At 54.9% G+C, this 22280-nt stretch carries 17 protein-coding genes; 10 read left to right on the top strand and 7 right to left on the bottom strand.

Annotated elements, in window-relative coordinates:
• Window positions 1-13: 13 nt before the first annotated feature.
• Genes ACR0IO_RS14840 through ACR0IO_RS14815 form a run of 6 tightly spaced genes read right to left on the bottom strand, consistent with a single transcriptional unit; the run spans window position 14 to window position 7104 of the window.
• Entirely contained in the window at window positions 14-595 is a 582-nt protein-coding gene (locus ACR0IO_RS14840) for an amino acid synthesis family protein (protein WP_480742378.1), read from the bottom strand.
• Complete coding sequence (locus ACR0IO_RS14835) at window positions 592-1173, bottom strand: amino acid synthesis family protein (RefSeq protein ID WP_480742377.1); 582 nt, start codon at window positions 1171-1173, stop codon at window positions 592-594. The genes ACR0IO_RS14840 and ACR0IO_RS14835 overlap by 4 nt, the downstream gene beginning before the upstream one ends.
• Window positions 1166-2029 carry a UPF0280 family protein gene (locus ACR0IO_RS14830; RefSeq protein WP_480742376.1) on the bottom strand — a complete coding sequence of 288 codons (864 nt, stop codon included), beginning with the start codon at window positions 2027-2029 and terminating at the stop codon, window positions 1166-1168. Before ACR0IO_RS14830 ends, ACR0IO_RS14835 begins: the two co-directional genes overlap by 8 nt.
• Complete coding sequence (locus ACR0IO_RS14825; RefSeq protein WP_155149584.1) at window positions 2030-3529, bottom strand: 6-hydroxynicotinate reductase; 1500 nt, start codon at window positions 3527-3529, stop codon at window positions 2030-2032.
• The gene (locus ACR0IO_RS14820; protein WP_480742375.1) at window positions 3519-6269 is read right to left on the bottom strand and encodes a molybdopterin-dependent oxidoreductase; all 2751 of its coding nucleotides are present in this window, start codon (window positions 6267-6269) and stop codon (window positions 3519-3521) included. Before ACR0IO_RS14820 ends, ACR0IO_RS14825 begins: the two co-directional genes overlap by 11 nt.
• Window positions 6262-7104 carry an FAD binding domain-containing protein gene (locus ACR0IO_RS14815; protein ID WP_480742374.1) on the bottom strand — a complete coding sequence of 281 codons (843 nt, stop codon included), beginning with the start codon at window positions 7102-7104 and terminating at the stop codon, window positions 6262-6264. Before ACR0IO_RS14815 ends, ACR0IO_RS14820 begins: the two co-directional genes overlap by 8 nt.
• Before the next feature lie 371 nt (window positions 7105-7475).
• On the opposite strand from ACR0IO_RS14815, the gene ACR0IO_RS14810 reads away from it, so the two are divergent.
• The 5 genes from ACR0IO_RS14810 to ACR0IO_RS14790 all read left to right on the top strand — a co-directional run bounded on the left by ACR0IO_RS14810 (window position 7476) and on the right by ACR0IO_RS14790 (window position 12504).
• On the top strand, window positions 7476-8723 hold the full coding sequence (locus tag ACR0IO_RS14810) for a branched-chain amino acid ABC transporter substrate-binding protein (RefSeq protein ID WP_480742373.1): 1248 nt from the start codon (window positions 7476-7478) through the stop codon (window positions 8721-8723).
• Window positions 8724-8802: 79 nt separating this feature from the next.
• Entirely contained in the window at window positions 8803-9759 is a 957-nt protein-coding gene (locus ACR0IO_RS14805; RefSeq protein ID WP_480742372.1) for a branched-chain amino acid ABC transporter permease, read from the top strand.
• The gene (locus ACR0IO_RS14800; RefSeq protein WP_480742371.1) at window positions 9756-11042 is read left to right on the top strand and encodes a branched-chain amino acid ABC transporter permease; all 1287 of its coding nucleotides are present in this window, start codon (window positions 9756-9758) and stop codon (window positions 11040-11042) included. The genes ACR0IO_RS14805 and ACR0IO_RS14800 overlap by 4 nt, the downstream gene beginning before the upstream one ends.
• On the top strand, window positions 11039-11803 hold the full coding sequence (locus ACR0IO_RS14795; RefSeq protein WP_480742370.1) for an ABC transporter ATP-binding protein: 765 nt from the start codon (window positions 11039-11041) through the stop codon (window positions 11801-11803). Before ACR0IO_RS14800 ends, ACR0IO_RS14795 begins: the two co-directional genes overlap by 4 nt.
• Entirely contained in the window at window positions 11803-12504 is a 702-nt protein-coding gene (locus ACR0IO_RS14790) for an ABC transporter ATP-binding protein (RefSeq protein WP_170334817.1), read from the top strand. Before ACR0IO_RS14795 ends, ACR0IO_RS14790 begins: the two co-directional genes overlap by 1 nt.
• A gap of 72 nt (window positions 12505-12576) precedes the next feature.
• Here the strand turns inward: ACR0IO_RS14790 and ACR0IO_RS14785 are convergent, their stop codons facing one another.
• Complete coding sequence (locus tag ACR0IO_RS14785) at window positions 12577-14016, bottom strand: coniferyl aldehyde dehydrogenase (protein WP_480742369.1); 1440 nt, start codon at window positions 14014-14016, stop codon at window positions 12577-12579.
• 181 nt (window positions 14017-14197) lie between these two features.
• On the opposite strand from ACR0IO_RS14785, the gene ACR0IO_RS14780 reads away from it, so the two are divergent.
• From ACR0IO_RS14780 to ACR0IO_RS14760, 5 genes are all read left to right on the top strand, one after another.
• Window positions 14198-14695: a flavin reductase family protein gene (locus ACR0IO_RS14780; RefSeq protein ID WP_480742368.1), complete on the top strand. Its 498-nt coding sequence runs from the start codon at window positions 14198-14200 to the stop codon at window positions 14693-14695.
• A 181-nt stretch (window positions 14696-14876) separates the two neighbouring features.
• On the top strand, window positions 14877-16436 hold the full coding sequence (locus tag ACR0IO_RS14775) for a class I adenylate-forming enzyme family protein (RefSeq protein ID WP_480742367.1): 1560 nt from the start codon (window positions 14877-14879) through the stop codon (window positions 16434-16436).
• A gap of 396 nt (window positions 16437-16832) precedes the next feature.
• A complete protein-coding gene (locus tag ACR0IO_RS14770; RefSeq protein WP_480742366.1) occupies window positions 16833-18602 on the top strand; it encodes a DUF1800 domain-containing protein in 1770 nt (589 codons plus the stop codon).
• A 3-nt stretch (window positions 18603-18605) separates the two neighbouring features.
• Entirely contained in the window at window positions 18606-19991 is a 1386-nt protein-coding gene (locus tag ACR0IO_RS14765; protein WP_480742365.1) for a DUF1501 domain-containing protein, read from the top strand.
• A 207-nt stretch (window positions 19992-20198) separates the two neighbouring features.
• Complete coding sequence (locus ACR0IO_RS14760) at window positions 20199-21053, top strand: glycosyltransferase family 2 protein (protein ID WP_480742364.1); 855 nt, start codon at window positions 20199-20201, stop codon at window positions 21051-21053.
• Window positions 21054-22280 lie beyond the last annotated feature (1227 nt).

The following is a 22280-nucleotide window of genomic DNA, read 5'->3' as shown; positions in this document are numbered from 1 at the left end:
GTCAATTACATTTTTAGCGTAGCCCGTCCTTGCCTTCTGCCTCTTCAGAGGTCAGCCCTCCAACGCGTGGCAACGGGCGGCCACTGTCTGTGACCGCGACGGCCACCATGATTTCATTGGCCCGAGGAGCGTCGTTCAGCTGCACTTCGATCCCATCAAAATGAGAACGTACATAGGCCGCATCCTTGTGGCCCAGAGGTACGTCCAGCACTTGTCCGGGACTGCCCATCTTCTTTGACGACGGAACCAGAGCGGCACCTTTCTCGACCTCTTTGCGCAACGGGGCGCCCAGTTTCGGATGCAGGATCGCAGCGGCATGCTCCAACTCGCCGTTTTCACCGACCATCGCCGATTTGCCATAACTTTCGGCCTGTTCCGGTGTGATACCCAGGGCTTCGACGCAGCGGCGGCCAAGTAGCGCGCCCAGTTCCGCACCTGTCTCCATTAACGGCGTCAGATCCTCGACATACTGTCCAGCGAACGGGTTTTCGATTACTGCGACGGCCACTGCCTTGCGGGTGGCAGGTGATATCTGCCGTCCTGCCTCGATGTGTGTTTCTTCGATGTTGACGGCAATCTTGCGAATTTTGGTCATCGCAGCCCATCCTCTCCTTTGATATCCCAAGCTTCAAGCCCGCCCGAACGCGAATGAACACGCGGCCCGGTGGTCATGACCAGAGCGAATGCAAGCTCTCCTGCGCGCGGCGCGTCGTTGCTTCCGACCTCCATGCTGTCGAAATGACTACGAACGTAAGAAGCGTTGATGTGAGTGATTGGCACATCCAGCCGCGCACCGACGCCACCCACTTTCTTTGAGGACGGGACGATTGCATTTGCCTGGCCCAACAATTGCCGCATCGCGTAGCCACCGGGAGCGTGCCACAGCGCGCCATGCTCCAACTCTCCGGCTTCACCCACAAGAGAACCCTTGCCATAGCCCTCGATGTTGTCGGGTCCGCCCAGCATGTCGATGAGCTTTTGTGCCATTTCCAGTCCCAGTGGCTTCAGGTCTTCCATGAAGCCCGTGATTTCAGGCTCATAGCGCCCCGCGAACGGGTTGGAGATAGTAGCGAGTGCCGATGCGCGGTATAGAGGTTTGTCCGGGGCAGGGCCGCCTTCGTGAAAAACCTCTTCCAGCGAAAAAACCGTTTTTCGCAGTCGAACGTCAGGCATATTCGGGAATCCTTTGTATTGAAGAAGATACCATCCGGGTCGGCCCGGTCTGGCAGCTATGACCCTGAAGCGAAAGATGAGCGGCGCTGATCAGGCCCCTGGCTCTCATGTCTTCGGCTGCATCAAGACCGCGCTGCAGGGCGTCGCGGATTACTGGTGCAGTGAGCGCGCCAAATGAAACCGGGACCAAGCGCGTACCCAGATCGGTGTCATCTCGTAGCTCAATGGCCGGGACGCGATGGATTGCGGGGTGATCGGGAAGATCGACGGCATTGGCGATCAAGGTTGCCGCCACATCTGCTTGCGCCGCGCTTTGTGCAAGCACGGTCACGCTGTCAGCAATACCCAGGCTCAGACTGCGCCCACCGCGACCGGATGTGGCTACCCCGCCGATATTATCCTCGGCGCGAAGAGTGATGCGCCCTAATTCCTGTCCTTCAAGACCGCTCATCGAAATGTTGAAGGTCTGGCCCGGCCCGAGAAAAATGGCTATATCGCCGCCGTTGTTGACGGATGCACGGTTCAGAGATGCGGCATCGCGCATCGCGCTAAGCACGTCGTCGGCAACTGCCCCTGCGACAGCGGCCATGCGAGTGACAAAAACACGTGCATGCGCGCGCGCGGCCTTGTCCATGCGTCGGGCGATCTGGCCATTCGGGTATGGGCAGTCCGAGGTCAGGGGTTGTCGAAGTAGTTCAAGCTCTTCCACCAGTTCCTGCAGCACCGATTGGAACCGGCAGTGCGCGGCCTCAAACGCATGTTCCCGCTCACCTTGGGCGTCGACGATCAGGTCGATCGGCCCATGCTGCAGATGCAGCCGCTGTCCACAAGGAAGTATGGCGGAAACAGGTTTCATCTAGCCCGAAGTACCTTTCGCCCATCTGTAGTTGGCAGAGGCCATCGGGTCTGGCTGGTTTTGGAACTGATCTACCTTGCGGGTCTCGTCTGAGACAACATCCGCAACGGGCTTGATTTCGTTCATGTGCCCACCCAGTGTCCCATAGTCACTGACGCGCATGGTGAACTCGATCGGAGCAACAAGGGCAGGGGTCGGCACATATCCGAACGAGCCCGTGGGCATATCCAGGACATCCACCATCACGGTAATCCCACCACCAGGCCAGACAAAGGCTTCGGCCCCACCACAGGAGACGAATGTCAGTGAATCCTTGACGGATTTTGTAAGCCGCACAGGGTTTTCGGTGACACCGGCGCGCAGGCTTCCGCCCGCACCTCCCATGAACAGAACCGAACAGACCGAAGGTTCGCAATTCTCCGCAATCAGTTCAGCCGATGCCTTGAGCGCTGGAGGGATATCCGCAGACTGTGGTTTCAGATCAGCATCGAGTTCATAATATCCGTATTGCTCACCTGTGGTCGAGACCATCAACAGCTTCAGGCCTTCCCGCGCAAACTTCGCGTTGAAATCACCCAGAATCGTGAGCGGATCCTCAATATCCGTGCCACCCCAGCCAGTCCCCGGTTCGGCCACATTGAAATAGCGCCCGGGCGTCGAGCGGCGTCCGTTAATTTTGATGCCGGTCGGTTCGACATCCAGCAGTTTGCCTGCCTGATGCTCGGATAGTACCCCGGTGATGTGATCATCCACCACCACAACATCATCCACGTGATCGACCCACTGCTTGGCAAACATGCCGATCGTGGCGGATCCGCAGCCGACCCGCATCAGCTTTTCCTCGACCCCGTTGATAATGGGAGCCTTACCTGCCTGAACCACGACGGTGGTTTCGTGGCCCTCATCGCCGATCACCATCTCGACAGCCTCGCGGTTGCACAGCCGCAGCAGAGCGTCGCAGGTGACCCGCCCCTCTTTCTTGCTGCCGCCGGTGAGATGTTCAACCCCGCCCAGAGATAGCATTTTTGAGCCGTATTCTGAGGTCATTACATGACCGATCGGTTCGCCATCAACACGGACAATATCGCGCTCGTGCCCGATGTGACGGTCGGTGTCGATCTTAACCTTCACGCCGCAATACGAGAAAATCCCTTCAGTCACGACCGTGACCATGTCCACACCTTCGACCTCCTGGCTGACGATGAAGGGGGCGGGTTTATAGTCCGGATATGTCGTACCTGCACCCACAGCGGTCACGAATGGCCGTTTACCCTGAACTATGTCACCGTCCCAGTCATTCGGGCCGGAGCTGTCCTTCATGAACGGCACAAGCCGGGTGTTTTCAGTACTTTCGATGATGGTCAGCGCGTCGAGTCGTACCAGATCTCCACCATGGTTGGCATAGCGATCGCATGCTCCGGCTTTGCCGTCTGCGATGAAGCACATCACCGGGCAGGCGTCGCATCGGATTTTCTCCGGCTTTGCACGATCAGTTGCCATTTTCGTTTTCCTTGATTGCCGCGCGCAGTCGGGAGGGTGTCGCGGGAAGTCGGTTCAACCGGACACCGCAGGCACGCTTAATTGCATTCAGAAGAGCGGGTGCAGTTGGAATAAGCACATGCTCACCCAACCCTTTGGCGCCGTAAGGGCCATGGGCGTCTTCTTCTTCGATGATGATCGTTTCGATCGGAGGAATGTCACCTATGGTTGGGATAAGATAGTCGTGCAGGTTTTCGGTGCGGCCCGGGAGGTATTCCTCCATCAGCGTCATACCGAGCCCCTGGGCAATGCCGCCCTGCACCTGTCCTTCGACCAGCATCGGGTTGATTGCCTTGCCGACATCATGGGAGGCGACGAATTTCACAGGTTTCACGGTGCCCAGCTTTGTGTCAACTTCGACCACCGCCAGATGCGCGGCATAGCCGAATTGTGCGTAGGGCACACCCTGACCGTTTTCGTCCAATGGCTTGGTGGGCGGGTCATAGGTTTCCTCAGCCCGCAGGACATATCCCTCTGCATCGGCGGCGAGCGTGCTGAGGTCGATCCGGTGGGATTGTCCGTTTTCGTTCACCTCTAGCATACCTGTTGAAAACGTGATCTTTGCATCCGGCCCGGCATTCACACGAGCCAGAATCTGCGCGCGCAATGCTTGACCTGACAGGCGTGCGGCGCTGCCCGATACATAGGTCTGACGTGATGCCGATGTTTTGCCCGCGTCTGGCGTGACGTCCGTATCGCCACCGATCAGCTCGATTAACTCAACAGGAACTCCCAAAGCCGTTGCAAAGATCTGAGTGATGACCGTGTTTGCACCCTGACCGATATCCATTGCCCCCTGATGCAGAACCAAAGTGCCGTCCGCCCGAATGCCGGATTTTATAGTCGAAGGGTTAGGCAGAGAGGTGTTGCCGCACCCATACCAGCCCGCAGAAACACCGACTCCGCGCTTGAGAGTATCATTGCGCGCGTTGAATGCCTCTGCCGCGTCACGTTCCGCTCTCCAGGCCGGCTGCAACGCCTCGAGGCAAGCGCGAATGCCGACACCCTGCTCGAAGACCTGTCCGCAAACTGTAGGTGTTCCATTTTCAAGGGCATTTCGAAGGCGAAACTCAAGCGGGTCCATATTCAGCTTGTCCGCCAGCTCGTCAAACAGGCTTTCTTGAGCAATTGCAGATTGTGGAACACCAAATCCACGAAACGCCCCGGACGGCGGACAGTGCGTGTGAATGCCTTTGGCCTCGGCGCGATAGTCCGCAATTTTGTAGGGGCCTGAAGCGTGGACCGGCACCCGATTTGCGACGGTTGGCCCCCAACTTGCATAAGCACCGGTGTTGAACAGACCGTCAAATGTCATGCCGCTGACCCGGCCATCGTTTGTAGCGCCAATCGTTACCCAAAGGTCCGACGGATGGCGTTTGGTTGTCGATTGCATAGACTCGGTGCGTGAGTATGTCAGACGAACAGGTTTTCCGGTTCGTAAGGCCGCAAGAGCAAGATAGGGCTGAACCGAAAGGTCGAGTTTGGAGCCGAACCCTCCTCCGACACCCGTCGGTATGATGCGTATTTGATCACGGGGCATGCCCAGAACGATTTCCAGCGAATCCAGATCCATGACCGGCGCTTGAGTACATGCATACACTTCAACGCGGCCATCCACGATCTCGGCATATCCGGCTTCTGGTTCAATATAGCCATGCTCGACAAAACCTGAACGAAAGTAACCTTCGGCAACCACATCAGCCCGCGCGATGGCTTCATCAGCGTCACCGCATTTGACGAATCCGCCACACATGACGTTGCCGTCACGCCCGTCATGCAGCTGCGGCGCCTCTGGTTTCATTGCATCCTGAATAAGCAGGGAAGCCGTGCGTTCGTCCCAGCTTACAGGGAAGGTGGTCGGATCAAATGTCGCCATCATCTCCGGTGTACCAACAACGGCGGCCACCGCCTCGCCGCGAAAGCGCGCCTCGGATTCAGCAAATACCGGCTGGTCGGCGAAATCGGGGATTACACCAAATATGTTACGGCCCGGAACGTCGGTTGCTGTCAGAACCGCCTCGACGCCCGAAGTATCCTGAACCCACGTTTGCAAATCCCCAAAGGTGAAACCCGCCCGATGATAGGGCGAGCGGATTACGGCGATTTCCAGCGTGCCAGAAGGTGCGACATCGTCGCCAAACAGCTCAGCCCCGGTCACCTTGTCATGGCCATCCACCCGGCGGATTGCATCTCCTGCATGACCGATGGATGGTGTCGGTTCAGCTGCGGTTCCTGCTGCAACCACTGCATCGATGATTTTGCGATATCCGGTGCAGCGACAGAGGACGCCTCCAAGCGCATCCTGAACCTGTTGAACGTCTGGTAGAGGCGTCTCGCGAAGCAACGCAACAGCTGCAATCATCATTCCGGGCGTGCAGATTCCACATTGGGCGGCACCATGGTTCTGAAAACTCGTTGCAAGCTGTTTCGTGATCGGATCGTTTTGTGATAGTCCGCCGAGCGTTTCAACCGAGCGACCTGCGACCTGTTGCGCCGGCATAAGACAAGCACAGACAGGATCACCATCGACAAGTACAGTGCACGCGCCGCAATCTCCGGCATTGCAACCAATCTTGACGTCACGCGCGTTGAGGCGCTCGCGCAGAGTTTCGGAAAGACGTTCGCCAACCCGGGCAACTGTACTGGCGACCTGACCGTTCAGAAGGAATTCGGTTGTGATTTCATCGGCCCGCTTATCCATGGAACTGACCCGCCTCTTTGATCGCTCTGGCACATTGTTCTGCGGCAGCTTCCAGCCGGTATTCGGCACTGCCGCGAACGTCATCAATCGGGCTGAGAGAGTTCAGATGATCCGGGCTGACCCTGACATCTTCGATCTGTTGACCAATTAACTCCTGCTCGAGTTCGGGCAGACGTTGCGCCACTGCGGAACACGCCCCCACTGCGACACGTGCATGATTGATGCGGCCATCCTGATCCAGATTTATGACCGCCGAGGTCATCGTGATCGAGATTACCAGATACCGTCGTGCACCCAGTTTCTCAAAATGCCCGACGGATCCTTTTGGCGGATCGGGCAGATAGATCGCGGTAACCATCTCATCATCTGCCAGCGCAGTCCGGCGCACGCCGGTAACGAAATCCTGTAGCGAAAGTTCCTGAACCCCGCGGACCGAGCCAATTTCGACGCTGGCATCCAAGGTTAGCAGGGGTGGTACGCCATCTGCTGCCGGAGACGCATTACACAGGTTTCCGGCAACCGTTCCACTGTTTTGAATTTGCAGGCTTCCAACCTCACGGGCTGCGGCTTGCAATCCGCGAAACGCAGGGGGCAGATTTACACGCGCTACGTCCGTCCAGCGTGTCGCTGCCCCTATTTTCCAGCGCTTTTGGTCAAAGGTGACGCCTGCAATCCCGTCAATCCGGGTGACATCCATCATATCGGTACACAATTCGTGACGCTGCCGGGATGGAAAGAAGTCTGTTCCACCGGCGATTATGGCAAGGTCCTGAGAGGCGAGCATACTGAATGCTTCGTCAAATGAACCTGGTGTTAGATACCGCAATGCTGTCATTCCTGATGGCGAGCTTTCTGTTTGTATACTAATGATATTAGGCAATCGAAAAAAAAGTCAACGATTTGTTTGAGGATCATTTGCTCTTCGGTGGAAGGCTGGTGCTGTGGGCTGAAAATTCACCAAAATTGCCGTTGATTGTCATATTTTTAAGGCTCAATGAACCTGACGGCCGTTTCATTTGTCTTTGCGTCAGACTGGCTACTCTTACTTGGGCGAGCCAAAGAAATGCTGATTCCGGAACTCACTTTTCATCAGTAATTCGTTGACACACTAACATTCCCTAGCAACTATAGTGATCGATCACTCACCTAGATGTGAATCCACTGGCGGATCAAAATCGACCGCTTGATGTCAAAAGGGAGGAAGAAATGAATAAGTTCAAATTGATGCTGGCAAGCGTTGCGATAACTGCATTGACCGCAGGCGCCTCAGTTGCGCAGGAAAAGGTGCGAATCGCATTCATCGATCCGCTATCCGGCCCATTCGCAACCACCGGCACGCAAGGGTTGGCTATCTACCGCCACAGCGTCAAAGAGCTGGTTAACGAGCCCGGTGCTTTGCTAGAGGGGCAAGCCGAATTTGAGATGGTACCCTTTGACAACAAGATCAGCGCCAAGGAATCATTGATCCAGCTACAAGTGGCGATGGATCAGGGTATCCGCATCATTGCGCAGGGCGCATCTTCTGGTGTTGCCAACGCACTGACCGAAGCGGTAGCGAAGCACAATCGCCGCAACCCCGATGATCCGGTCATCTTCCTCAACCACTCAGCTGTGGATCCAGCCCTGACAAACGACAAGTGTCAGTTCTGGCATTTTCGTTTTGATGCGAATGCTGACATCAAGATGGACGCCCTGACTGACGACATTGCAGCCAACCCGGACATCAAAAAGGTCTATATCATCGGCCAGGACTATTCCTTCGGCAAAGCCGTTGCGGCAGCGGCTCAAAGATTCCTTAAGGAGAAGCGTCCTGATATCGAGATCGTCGGGAATGAGTTGCACCCGATCGGCAAGGTCAAGGATTTCACACCTTACGCGCGCAAGATTGTAGGCTCGGGCGCAGACGCAGTGATCACCGGCAACTGGGGCGGTGACATGGTCGGTCTCGGCAAAGCGGTCATGGGCGCAGGCTTCGACAAGCCCATCTACACCTATTATGGCGCAACGTCCGGCATAACGGCAGCCTTTGGTGAAGAGGGTGACGGCATCGTAAAACTGGTTGGCGCCGGTCAGGTCAATCCTCCGGCAACCCCGGAAGCCCAGGAATTCGTTGCAGCGTTTTATGAATCTTTCCCGGATCTCGATTTTGGCCAACCGCAAATGGCAAACGTCGCCCCGATGCTGGCCGCTGCCATTAACGAGGTCGGCAACGCAACGGATATCAAAGCAATCGCCTATGCACTGGAAGGTATGGAGTACGACAGTATTGTCACCGGCAAGACCGTCATGCGCGACAGCGATCATCAGGTGATACAGACCGTGACGGTGCAGGGCCAAACACCTGACGATATCCTGTTCGAATATGACAAATCGGGCCGCGGCATGGTTGCCGAAACCGTTGTCGAGATGGCCTCTGCAGACTCGTCCACAACGTGCGAGATGAAGCGCCCTTAACCCACTCAACGCTCTGGCGGCCCGTTTGTTTTCAGGCGGGCTGCTGGGTCACCACTCTATCAATGCAGGGAGACAAGCAATGGCGCTGTTCCTCGTGAACGTGTTGGATGGGTTTGTGACCGGACTACTGCTGTTCATGCTATGCAGCGGTCTGACACTTATCTTTTCCATGATGGGCGTTCTGAATTTTGCCCATGCCAGTTTTTACATGCTGGGTGCCTATTTCGCCTATCAGATCAGTCTGGTCACAGGATTCTGGGTCGGCCTGATCATCGCGCCACTTATTGTCGGGGTCATCGGAGCCTTCATCGAACGTTACGGGCTCAGACGAGTGCATAAGTATGGCCATGTACCAGAACTGATATTCACCTTCGGTCTTGCCCTGCTGATCGAAGAGACGGTTCAGTTCTTCTGGGGTAAAAGCCAGCTTCCGTTTTCGGAACCTGCAGCACTGGACTTTGCCGCCTTTTCAATCGCCGGCAATTCTTTCCCAGCCTACAAACTCTTCATGATCTTTGTCGCGATGGGGATCTTCCTGACACTGCTTTACATCCTAACCAAGACCCGGATCGGCATGACCATTCAGGCTGCGCTCAACTATCCCGAAACCGTCCAAAATCTCGGGCACAACGTGCCTCTGGTGTTCATGTGTGTCTTTGGCGTCGGCACGGCTATGGCAGGTTTGGCTGGTGTCATCGCAGGGCCGGTTCTGGGGGTTTTCCCCGGGATGGCTGTGCAACTGGGATCAATCGTCTTTGTCACTATTGTAATCGGCGGGCTCGGGTCGCTTTGGGGTGCGTTGGTCGCATCCCTGATTATTGGCTGGATGCAGACCTTTGCCACAGCTTATGACATTACGGCCGAACAAGTGCTGACCGCCATTGGCTTTACCAAGCCTGAATTGATCTGGGATCATCCGCTGCAGGATCTGTGGACCCTGACACTGCCACAACTGGGGCCCATCCTGCCCTATCTGCTGATGATCATCGTACTTGTCTTTCGCCCGCAAGGTTTGATGGGGAACCGCGAGTCATGAGTATCGCAAGTAAAACCCCTTTGACAGCGGGTACGACGCGGCTGATTTCGCTGTCGACAGCGGTACCCTGGGCCTTCGCTGTGTTTTTTCTTTTGTGCCTGCCCCTGGTGTTTCAGACCAGTTCGGCCCTGACAATTATGAACCAGATGGCCATCACCATCGTTTTTGCGCTCAGCTATAACATGTTGCTGGGGCAGGGGGGCATGCTGTCCTTTGGCCACGCGGTCTATATGGGCCTTGGTGGATTTTTCGCCATGCATGTGATGAACATGGTCGAAGACGGTTTGTGGTTGCCACTGCCGCTTCTGCCGGTTGTCGGTGGCTTGTTTGGCTTGGCCTTTGCCTTCCTCATCGGCAGTTTTTCAACGCGCCGTGCCGGAACCGTATTTGCGATGATCTCACTGGGTGTCGGCGAACTGATCGCCGCCTGTTCGGTCATCATCGTCGTGTTCTTTGGTGGTGAGGAGGGGATTTCGGGTGATCGCACCATGGGCCCGCCGGTCTTTGGCTATGAGTTCCTGACTCAACAAGAGGTCTATTACCTGACCATCTTCTGGCTGCTGCTGGCCACGTTGTTGATGTATCTGTTTTCGCGTACGCCTATCGGTCGGATCGCCAACGCAGTACGCGACAATGAAGAGCGCGCCGAATTCATCGGCTACTCTCAACGTAATGTGCGCTGGATTTCCTTCTGTGCTTCGGGTTTTTTCGCCGGGGTGGCGGGATCCCTGTTTGCGATCAATTTCGAGATCCTGACCGAAGAGAATCTGAATCTTGCCACCTCTGGTTCAATTCTGCTGGTGACGTTCATTGGCGGGGCTGGCTTCTTTGTCGGGCCGATCATCGGTGCCGTGGTTTTCACTCTGCTGCAAACGGTTCTGGGGCTGCATACCGAGCTTTGGGCGCTCTATCTGGGTATCCTGTTTGTTGCCTGTGTGATGTTCTTCCCGTCGGGCTTTGCCGGACTGATCGCGATGCACCGCCGACCGTTCTCACTTGGTAAACTGCACCTGCTGATCAAGCCATATTTCAAAGTTGCGATCCCCTCGATCACCAGTGTTTTGTCGCTGGCGGCCATTCTGGAAATCCTATTTCACAAGCGCCACGGCTATGGTGGAGATCATGGGATGGAGATGTATGGGATCGCTTTTGACAGCGGCGGCTATCACGCCATCGCCTTTTCGGGCCTCATCGCTGCCATATCCCTGTTTCTCGTGTCACGTGTGCTGCCGGAAATCCGGGCCGTCTGGGAAGAAGCAAACCACGCAGGAGGTCGAGGATGAGCGTTCCGGCAATCGAGCTGAAAAAACTTCAGAAGAGCTTTGGCCTGGCCAGCATCATTCAGGGTGTGGATCTGCAGATCGCAAAAGGTGAGCGGCACGCGATTATCGGACCAAATGGGGCCGGGAAATCCACGCTGTTCAATCTGATCACGGGTCGCTTTGCGCCAACTTCAGGTGGGGTATTCCTTCACGGTGAAGAGGTCAGCGGTATGAAGCCGTTTGAGATCAATCGCCGTGGCCTCAGCCGGTCTTTCCAGATCACCAACATCTTTCCGAACATGACCGTATTCGAAAATATCCGCTGTGGGTTGTTGTGGACGATGGGGTATCGCTATTCCTTTTGGCACATGATCGGGCGGCAGCATGATGTAACCGAAAAGGCTGATGAGATCCTTGAGCAGATCAATCTGACCCAGCGCCGGAATGAACTGGCGGAAACGCTGGCCTATGCCGAACAGCGCGCGTTGGAGATTGGGATTACCATTGCTGGCGGAGCTGACATCATTCTGCTGGATGAACCTTGCGCGGGTATGAGTCATTCGGAGACCGATTTGATAGTCGACCTGATCCGCAAGGTGACCGAAGGCAAGACACTCATGATCGTCGAGCACGACATGGGCGTGATTTTCGATCTGGCCGACAAGATTTCGGTTCTGGTCTACGGCGAGGTGATCGAGTCTGAAACGCCGGACATCGTGCGCGCCTCGGCCAAGGTGAAAGAGGCCTATCTGGGCGCAAGTTTGGAAGAGGAGGCGGTGTGATGCTTCAGGTCACTGACTTGCACGCCTATTACGGTAAGAGCCACATCTTGCAGGGGGTCAACCTCGAGGTGGGCGAGGGTGAGATCGTCTCGCTGCTGGGTCGCAACGGGGTCGGGCGATCGACCACCTGCAAGGCCATCATGGGAGAGGTCGCGCCACATGGTTCGATCCGCTTTCGCGGGGATGAACTTGCCGGGCGCAAGAGCTTTGAAATCGCCAAGGCAGGCATCGGTTATGTACCTGAAAACAGGGATATCTTTCCTGGCCTCACGACCCGGCAAAACCTGATGCTGGGCCTGAAACCGGGTCAGAAAGACGGCGATGGTCGATGGCGCATGGAGGACATGTTCGAGATGTTCCCCAACCTGCGCCGCCGCGCAGATGTGGATGCATCGGTCATGTCGGGTGGTGAAAAGCAAATGCTCACCATCTGTCGCGCGCTCATGGGGGATCCCGACTTTATCATGATCGATGAGCCAACCGAAGGTCTGGCCCCAAAGATCGTTGAGCAAGTCGGAGATCTGCTTGTGCAGATCGCCGAGCGGGGCGTTTCGATCTTGTTGGTTGAACAAAAGCTGACCATTGCCTTGCGCGTGACCAACCGGGTCTATGTCATGGGTCATGGCCACATGGTCTATGAGGGTACGCCACAAGATCTGAAGGAAAATGCTGACATCCGACAGGAATGGTTGGAGGTCTGACGATTTAGCTCTGTAGTGCCGGAGCAGTTGACAAGGTCAACGGGAGCCTGATCCAGGCTCCGTTTCATGTGATTATTTCTTCAGGAACGGACCTATGACCTTGAAGAATTTCTTGCCATAGGGTGGTCGCAGGGCCTTGAAAACACCATCAATGTTGATCTGCTTGAAAACAGCTTTTGCATGACTGAAGCGTTTGAAGCCGTGGATACCGTGATATGAACCCATGCCGCTGGCGCCGACACCGCCGAAGGGCAGCGACATCTGAGTCATATGCATGATGGTGTCGTTGATTGTGGCACCACCGGAAATGGTGTTTTCCACCACCTTTTGTTGCTCAGCCTTGTCCCGGGCGAACACATAGGTCGCAAGAGGGCGCGCGCGATCATTGGCAAAGGCAATCGCTTCATCCAGCGAGTCATAAGGCAGGATGGGCAAGATCGGCCCAAATATCTCGTCCTTCATGGCTTCAAGTTCCGGGTCGGCGTCGATGATCAGGGTCAGCGGCAGGATTTTCTCGTTCGAGGCGGAAAGGTCCTCGTTTGCCGGATTCACCTCGACGATGCGCGCACCGGCGGACCGGGCCTGTTCGACCAGCCCTTTGAGTCGTTCGAACTGCCGATCCGAGATGATGTGGGTGCAATCGGGGTTGCCGGACAGGGTTGGAAGCGACTCGGCGACCTTGGTGGCAAAGGCGGTCGCGAACTCCTCCATGCTGGCGCGCGGGACCAGAATGTAGTCCGGCGCAAGGCAGACCTGCCCGGCGTTGAAAATCTTGCCTGCTGCCAGCCGGGCGACTGTTATTTCCATATCTGCGCTGGGGGCGATGAAGGCCGGGTTCTTGCCGCCCAGTTCCAGTGTGGTCGGGACCATGTTCTCGGCCGCAGCGCGCAAGACATGTGGCCCGATGGTGCTGGCGCCAGTGAACAGCAGGTGATCGAATGGCAGGCCGGTAAAGGCCTGAGCCACTTCGACGCCCCCAGTGGCTATGGCAACCTCATGTGGGGCAAACTTGGCTTCGAGTAGCGATTTCATCAGGTCCGAGGTCCGGGGTGTGTATTCCGACGGTTTCAGCATGACCGAGTTGCCTGCGGCGAAGGCCTCGGCCATTGGTCCGATGGACAGGATGATGGGGAAGTTCCACGGGCTGATGATGCCAATCACGCCCAGCGGTTGATAGTGAATTTGCGCGCGGGCGCCCAAAAGGCCCAAGGGAAACTCGGGCGAGGCTTTCTCAGGGCGCATCCAGCGGTCCAGATTCTTCCGTGCAAACTTAATCTCTTTCAGGGTGCCGACAATATCAGCTGCGATTGTCTCATGCCGTGACCGGTTCCCAAAGTCCGCAGAAATGGCGTCGATAATGTCATCCTGGCTATCCACGATCAGATCAATCAGACGCGTCAGACGACCTTTCCGCTCGGACGCGCTTGGCGCGCCATGGATGGCCTGATGGGTCTTTTGTGTTTCCAGTAGCGTCGAGAGGCGTTCGAAGGGGCTGGGGTTGTGATCGTTCACTTGGGCCTCCTGTTTGGTCCTGCGGGCGTAGTTAACCTTATCGCTGGTTGGTGCGCCTGTTCCAATTCCTGAATCAACAGCATGGGTTTTCATTTGATGATGCCGGGCTGCGATGGCCGCGTTGACATTGGATCAATTATGTGAAAGTAAGTGAACGTACACTATAGTGTAAGAGTGCAGAATGACCCTGACCACCGAAGACAGGTTCAAAACCGGCATGCAATTGCTTGCGGCCTCGACGAACATCGTGACCTCAGAATACCAAGGCGAGAGAGATGGTATGGCCGCGACAGCTGTTTGTTCGCTGACGGTTGATCCGCCCGCACTGCTGGTGTGCATTAATCGCACCGCCCGCACATATGGTACCGTAATGGATAGTCGAAAATTTGCTGTGAACCTCGTGCCTGACGACATGACTGAAGTGGTTGGCGCCTTCTCCTCAAAGGCAGACAAGGAACAGCAGTTTCAGATGGCCGGAACCTGGGGCAGGGGTGACTTGGACCTGCCTGTGTTGAAAGAGGCCGTTGCCTCATTCGAGTGTGAGGTCGAAAGTTGGGCCAATACGAAAACACATGCGGTGTTCTTTGGATTGGTCAGGCAGGTTTATCTGAACCCGGATAAGTCGGCGTTGATCTATGGGCGCAAGGGTTTTCACAAACTGACGCCACTCGGCAAATGATCGAGTGATTATTTGCGTGGTTGGTTTTTGCGGGAGGTTGGGAGCCTCCCGTAAGCGCCGTCAAGCCCAGCCTGGGAATCTCCTGCCAAGATTGAAGAGTTCTTCGTTGACAGCCCAATGTATCTTGCTTGATAGTTAAAAAGCGAACGTTCACTAACTTAAGTATTGATAGGAGGTGCGGATGCCGACGCTTGGCCAGTTGATTGATCGAAATGCAGATCGCTTTGGTGATCACGACGCATATGTCGAACTGGACCGCCGTCGCAGTTGGGGCGATCTTGGCAAGCGTACAGATGCCCTGGCCCACGCCTTGCAGGGTTTGAATGTGAGAAAAGGGGATCGCGTTGGTGTTATCCTGCCTGACTGCATCGAGATGGTGGAGACGATCGGTGCCTGCGCAAAGACCGGCGCGATCCGCGTGGGTTTAAACTATCGTTTGGCGCCGTGCGAGATTGGGGCCCTTATCGACGACGCCGGCATCGATGTTTTGTTTGTGCAGGCAGTTATGGTCGATATAGCCAAAGAGGCCCTGAACGCCAGCAAACGCCAGCCCATCCTGATTGGAATTGGTAGCGATCATGGTTTTGATCTGGACTATGAGGTGCTGCTCAGTGCTGAGATAGGTTCCGGGCCGTTGGATCAAACACCGCATGATCAACTTATGATCTGCTATACGACCGGATCGACCGGATTGCCCAAAGGCGCCATCTATCCACATCAGATGATGATGGAGTCCATGGCCGCAATCGCGCTTGCCGAAGGTGCTACTCCGGATGATGTTTGGCTGCATGCGATGCCGGCCTCCGGTATTCCGATCATGCATCTTCTGCGTAACATGTTCCACGGTTCCAAATGTGCAATCATTGGCGAGTGGGATGCTGAAATCGCGTTGAAGCTTATTGAACGTGAACAGGCCACCATTTGCGTTCTTGTTCCGACCATGTTGAATGGATTGCTTACCTCAGGCCAGATCACCAGGTACAATTGTTCCTCGATCCGACAGCTTGGTTATGGATCGGCACCGATCCCTCCTGCGACTGTTCGCGAGGCGCTCAAGGCGTTTGGCTGTGAATTCCTGCAGATGTTCGGCACGACCGAGCTGATGGGGATGGGTATGATGCTCACAGCCACGGACCACGAGCGCGCGCTGAAGGATGGGCATGACTGCCTTGAAAGCGCGGGTAAACCTTTGTTCTTTGTAGATGTACGTGTGGTTGATGATGCCGGGCAGAAGCTGCCTCGGGGTGAGGCAGGCGAGTTGCTGATCCGTTCGCCTTTTGTCATCCCCGGTTACTGGAATCAGGCCGTTGAGTATTCCGAGACTGTGCGCGACGGCTGGTTGCATACGGGTGATATCGCGCTGATTGATGCCGAAGGATATGTGCACCTGAAAGACCGTGCCAAGTTCCGGATCAAGTCAGGCGGATACAACGTATTCCCGGTTGAAGTCGAAAACTGTTTGGCTGAGCATGACGCGGTGGATGAAGTCAGCGTATTCGGCCTTCCGGATCCCAAATGGGGTGATCGCATACATGCGGTGGTTACGCTGCATGCAGACCAAACCACCAGCGGCCCTGATCTGCGCGAGTACTGCCGGGGCAAGATTGCAAACTTCAAGATTCCCAAGCGTATAGAGATTTGGGAGACGTTGCCAAAAGGTCCGACCGGGAAGATTCAGAAGCGTAAGATTATCGATATCTGCGGAAGTTCGGATAACCGCGAGATGACCTGGCATACCTAAAGTTCAATCTGGCGTGCCGATGAGGCATTCCAAAAGCAGATAAGTGCTGATGCCGTCAGGCGTTGCGCGCTTTGTCCACCCACTAACCTGTTAATTCGCCAGTTTGGTGATGCCAGTTGCTGCCCCTGTCTGCAGAACTGGCACTGCCGGGCGGTCATCATTTAGTTTGCCCATAATCGATGGGCGCCGATCGGGAGCGCCAGTTCAAACGCCGTGTGAATGACCGCACATGCGCATCGATTTGCCAGGGCGCGACAATTCATCCTGTCCGACAGAAAAATATATCGTCATTATTGACAATAAACTTGCGAAACATAAATTGTCAACATTGATAATTAATGCCATTTCCGCTCCGCGGGCCTGGTCATCACCCATAATCCAACTCAGGAGATTCTGATGTCACAAAACGCGCGCGTCAGCCGATTTCTGATGCAAGCCACACTTGGTGCCGATCAAGCACTCGTGGATCAGGTCAAAGCCAAAGGCATGGAGCCCTGGCTGATGGAGCAACTCAAGTCCGCTCCGATTGCCAATAACGTGTATGAGACCAGAACGCGCGAGATCTGGCAGAGTTTCCGCCAGAGAATGGTGGCAAAACACGGAGCAGCCGCGCTGAATGGCGAAGGCAACAATCCGGCCCTGCCGTATAAATGGTATTTTCATATGGCTTGGTGGCAGCACTTGTTGTCTCAGCGACAGGACATGCTCCGGCAGCGCGTTGCATTGGCATTGTCCGAGATTCTGGTGATATCGGATAACTCGTCGCTCGAACTCGATGCGGTGGGCATGGCCAGCTACTATGATATTCTCTACCGCCATGCGTTCGGGTCCTACGCCGATATGCTCTACGAAGTGTCGATGCATCCCACGATGGGCATCTATCTGAGTCATATGAACAATCAGAAGGCAGTGCCGGAGAAACACATCCATCCTGATGAAAACTATGCGCGTGAGATCATGCAGCTGTTTTCCATCGGCCTGTTTGAGCTGAACCCAGACGGCAGTGAAAAACTGGATAGCGCCGGAAATCCGATCCCAACCTATGACAACGCCGATATCCGCGAAATGGCGCGGGTTTTCACCGGACTGTCAGCGGCAGCCTACCGGTACGAGTGGACCACCAGCTTCTGGCAGGATGACTACAACGGTTACCCTGTCGGCTTCGACGACGGTATCGAAAAATCGTACAAGACCGTACCGTTTGTCTCGATGACGCAACCGATGGTTTTTCACAAAGACTATCATGACCGCGGGCCCAAAAAGCTCCTGAATGGGCATATCGATCTGCCGGGCGGACAAAGCGGCGAAGAAGAAGTTTGGGAGGTCGTTCAGCGCCTTGTGGCTCATCCTTCGACCGCACCTTTCGTTGCCCGCCACATGATTGCGCGGCTGGTTACATCGAACCCCAGCCCAGATTATGTCAGAACCGTCTCCGAGGCGTTTGGACCAAACGGTGATATGGCCTCGATGGTCTATGCGATCCTGGCTTACCCGTTGGCGGCGCCGGTTTCAGACACCGTCTTGCCGGGTGGCCGGCAGGATGGTGACCTGTACGTGCAAAGCCAGAAGCTCAAATCGCCGCTGCAGCGCATTACTCAGCTTATGCTGGCGTTCAATGCCCGGAATGAAAGTGGCAAGTACTGGCTGCTGGGCGATGATATTCAGGATGCGCTGGCGCAGCATCCTTTGTCGGCACCGACCGTGTTCAACTTCTACAAAGCCGATTTTGTTCCTCACGGAGAGCTAGAAGACAAGGGGCTGGTTGCGCCTGAATTCGAATTGCATACGTCGTCGACTTCGATCGCTTGGATCAACCAGATGTATCAGTGGTTCTTCGGAGAATGGTTGCCCATCGTATCGACACAGATCGGTGCCTCGGAAGAGGGCAAGATGGTTCCCGAGATGTGGCCCGAAGCACTGGAGAAAGAAACTCAGGATCATCTGAAACTTGATCTCGGTGAAGCTATCGAGATTGCAAAGGATCCGGCGCAACATGAGGCACTGATTGATCAGCTGTCCGAATTGCTGACCAGTCGACCGGAATTGGCGATCAAACCGCAGATCAAAGAAGCGTTCAGGCTCTATGCCAATGAACCGGCATGGGTCGTTCAGACCATCCTGTTCATGATTACGATTTCACCCGAATTCACCGTGCAGGAGGCTTGAGCCATGGCAAAATTCGCACTTTCCCGCCGTCAATTCATTCAGACAGGAGCTGCCGCCGGTGTGTGGTCCATGAGCCGGACTGCGCCGTCCTTTGCCCTGCCGGGTGGAACGTCCCTGTCGATTGCTCCCGCACGAAAAGCACTGGTTTTCATCATGCTGGATGGCGGCAACGACAGCTACAATATGCTGGTGCCCATTGATGATATCCATCATCGCCAATACGCAGAGACCAGATCCAATCTTGCTCACAGCAAGAAAGAACTCTTGCCGCTTGAGGGTTATACAGATGCCAATGGCCGCACCTTCGGTCTGCATTCGGCAATGCCCGAGGTCCGGGATTTGTTTGATCAACGCAAGCTCAGCTTTGTTGCCAATGTTGGCCCGATGATCGAGCAGGTGACAAAAGAGAGCTTTCTGAACGGCTCGGCCCGCATTCCTCTTGGGCTGTTGTCCCACGCTGATCAGTTCAAACACTGGCAAACCTCACGTCCGGATCAGCGTCTGAACAAGGGCTGGTTCGGGTATTTCGCAGATGCACTGCAGCCCTCGAAATCCGAGCATGAGATTGCCATGAACATCTCGCTGGCTGGCAATAACATCGTTCAGAACGGAAACGGCAGCCTGCCTTACGCCATTACCGAAAAAGGCAGCACCGGCTTCTACGTAACCGAAGAGCAGTCGATCCTGAACGAAACCATCAAGGCAAGTTTCGATAAGCTGATGTCAGCAAGCTACGATGGCGATCCGTTCAAGGAAACCTACCTGAACCTGACCCGGACTGCTCAGGCGCAACACGAGGTTTTCAAAGCAGGCACCAAGGATATTTCGGTTCCCACGGCTTTCTCGGAAACACCGCTCAGCCAGGAGCTGCGCAAGGTTGCTCAAACCATTAAGGCGTCAAGCGAGTTGGGCTTGCAGCAGCAAACCTTCTTCCTGCGCTATATCGGCTGGGATCATCATGATGAACTTCTGGATACCCAAGCGGGCATGTTGCGAGTTCTCAGCCGGGCATTGGGTGAGTTTCAGGCCGCTCTGGTCGAAATGGGACTGGACGACCAAGTCGTGACTTTTACCGGATCGGATTTCGGCCGCACGCTCACGTCAAATGGCAATGGCACCGATCATGGCTGGGGCGGCAACACGATTGTCATGGGAACGCCGGTTAATGGTGGGCAGGTCTTTGGTGAATATCCGGAACTTGGACTGGATAGCGACAATCCGTTGGATGTCGGAAATGGAGTACTCATCCCGACGACCTCGACAGATCAGCTATATGCTGGATTGGCCCATTGGTTCGGCACGCCACATGATCAATTGGATATGCTGTTTCCGAACTTGCATTGGTTCTCGATGCCCGGGCAGAGCAGCAATCTCAAGCTGTTCGGATAGCGAGTGACATTGGCGACATCAGAAGAAACGAAATAAAACGCTCTGCGGACCTCCGCCGGAAAGCCGGGGGTCCGCTTTGCCTATCTGGGTGCCTCAAATCAATGGTCTCATTGAGATCGCGCATGTGGGGAAGGGGGGGTTGACCCTAACGGCGTTTGAGAGAAAGAAACGGATAAGGTCTATATTCGATTGATTGGAAAGCTTATCTTGTCGCAGATCACCGTCATAAGCGTTTGTTACAACAGCAGCCGGGTTCTGCCGGAGATGCTGGGTTCGATCCCCGAAGGCGTGCCCGTCATACTGGTCGACAACGCATCGGATGATGTCGAAACAATTCAGCAAATGGCCGATGCGCGGGGTGCGACTCTGATCAGAAGCTCTGAGAATGCCGGTTTCGGACGGGCCTGCAATCTTGGCGCAGCCCAGGCTCAAACAGATTTGCTTTTGTTTCTGAATCCGGATTCATGCCTTCAGCCCGGTGCGCTAGAAGCACTTCAAAAAGGGGCTGACCGCCACCCCGATGCATCTGCATTTAATCCCGGCATTATAAAGGGGCGCGGAAAACCTCTGTTCAGGCGTTCCAGCGTGATCCTGCCGCGCAGTGAAGCCTTGCACCAGAAGGAGGCCGATTCCGATATTGAGCTACCTGTTCTCGTAGGATCTGCTTTGCTGGTCCGACGAGTTGCGTTCGAAAAGATCGGAGGGTTTGATCCGGAAATCTTCATGTATCATGAAGACGATGATCTGAGCCTGCGATTGAAAGCGGTATGCGGTCCCTTGTATTACATACATGAAGCTCAGGTAAGCCATGCAGGAGGACAATCCTCTCCGCGCAGCACCGCCATCGCGGGATTGAAGGCCTGGCATATGGGGCAATCGAGGGTGTACGTTGCCCGCAAACATGGCGTTCCCTTCGCTCTTGGGCGGGCCATAGCGTCTGCCGCAATTCAGATGCTGTCTCCGGTTTTGTTGTTTTCGGCGAGAAAACGCGCCAAGCAGTGGTCTTTCCTGCGCGGTATCTGGCAAAGTCGGGATGTTCAACCAGTGCTATTCAAACCCTAAAAGTCGTACTGGAGTCTCGGTGGGCCTGTATGAGTTGGCCTGCATAATTTTAACATAATGATAATTACGCGATACATTTGCGCCTGACCCCACCATTGTCGGAGTACGTAAATAATGGGACGGAATTATTGAGACTCGTCTCCCATTGAATTCAACACCTTAAGATTTTTGTGCTTTTTGAATGTTTCGACGGTTCAAGCGCTTCAAATCGACGTTAAACAGAAAACTAATGAGACTCTTCGCGATCTGGAAACCGGAACAGTTACTCTTAGTTGGACTTAGTTGATCAGCAAAATACCTTGGCCGAACGCAGTGCTCTGGACCATTTGAGTCTAGAAGAACTCTCAAAGTCAGATCGTGGGCATCGCTGGCTCTATCTAGCGATCAACCGTTCTAAGCGATGTGTGATGGGCATGAGACCGGCAAAAAAGCCGAACTGTTTTTAGTCATGGACACCTATACATTACGGCATCAATCAGCATGTCTCCCAAATGACTAGTTGCTGTAGTGTCAAGTAAAACCAAATTTGCACCGTGAGACGCGGCCTGCCGTTTGATTTCATTTATTGCCCGGTCTTGTGCGAACTTGTTTGAACCCACCTGAGGTATTAAGCCGATTTCTTGTGAACCTGAGCAAGTAGGTGCTGAAGCAAACGAAACTTGTACTGAATCGGGCGAGATCGCTGGGTAGCTTGCACCTGTTTGAATGACAGTTGACTGGCAGCCCGATACAGCGAGCGTCAAAAGTGTCGCGAATGAAAATCTGCGCATGTTTAGCCCTCAATTACTTAATTTAGGGTGTAAGAAGTACGATCCGCTGAGAATTGCAGCTTATAAATTATCTGCTGATTGTTGGCTGAACTGATGATGCACGTGATCCTGTATCCATCCGTCCCTAAGGGGCGAACTGACAACATACGGTAACATCCTTTGCCACGTGCGTTGATCATGGTGCCAAGCATATCACATACACTCTGATCACCACTTACACACGCGGGATCGTTTCCAGCCACAGCGGCATGGGGTGCTAACACGCCCCATGCGGTGAACGCCGCTGCCGAAATGACCCCATTTCTCCAATTTGCAGATCTGCTCATAGTTGATCGTCCTATTAACTTGCCTCAATGCAGGTACTTTGTAGCGGCCCTTGAGAGTTTTCTTCCTAGAACTTCCACTCATAGGATGCCCAGAGGGCCTGAGTTGAAACGTCGGCCCCGAGGGTCGACCT

This window comes from Ruegeria sp. CE12 (assembly GCF_056537525.1).
This window is presented reverse-complemented; position numbering and strand designations above follow the sequence as displayed.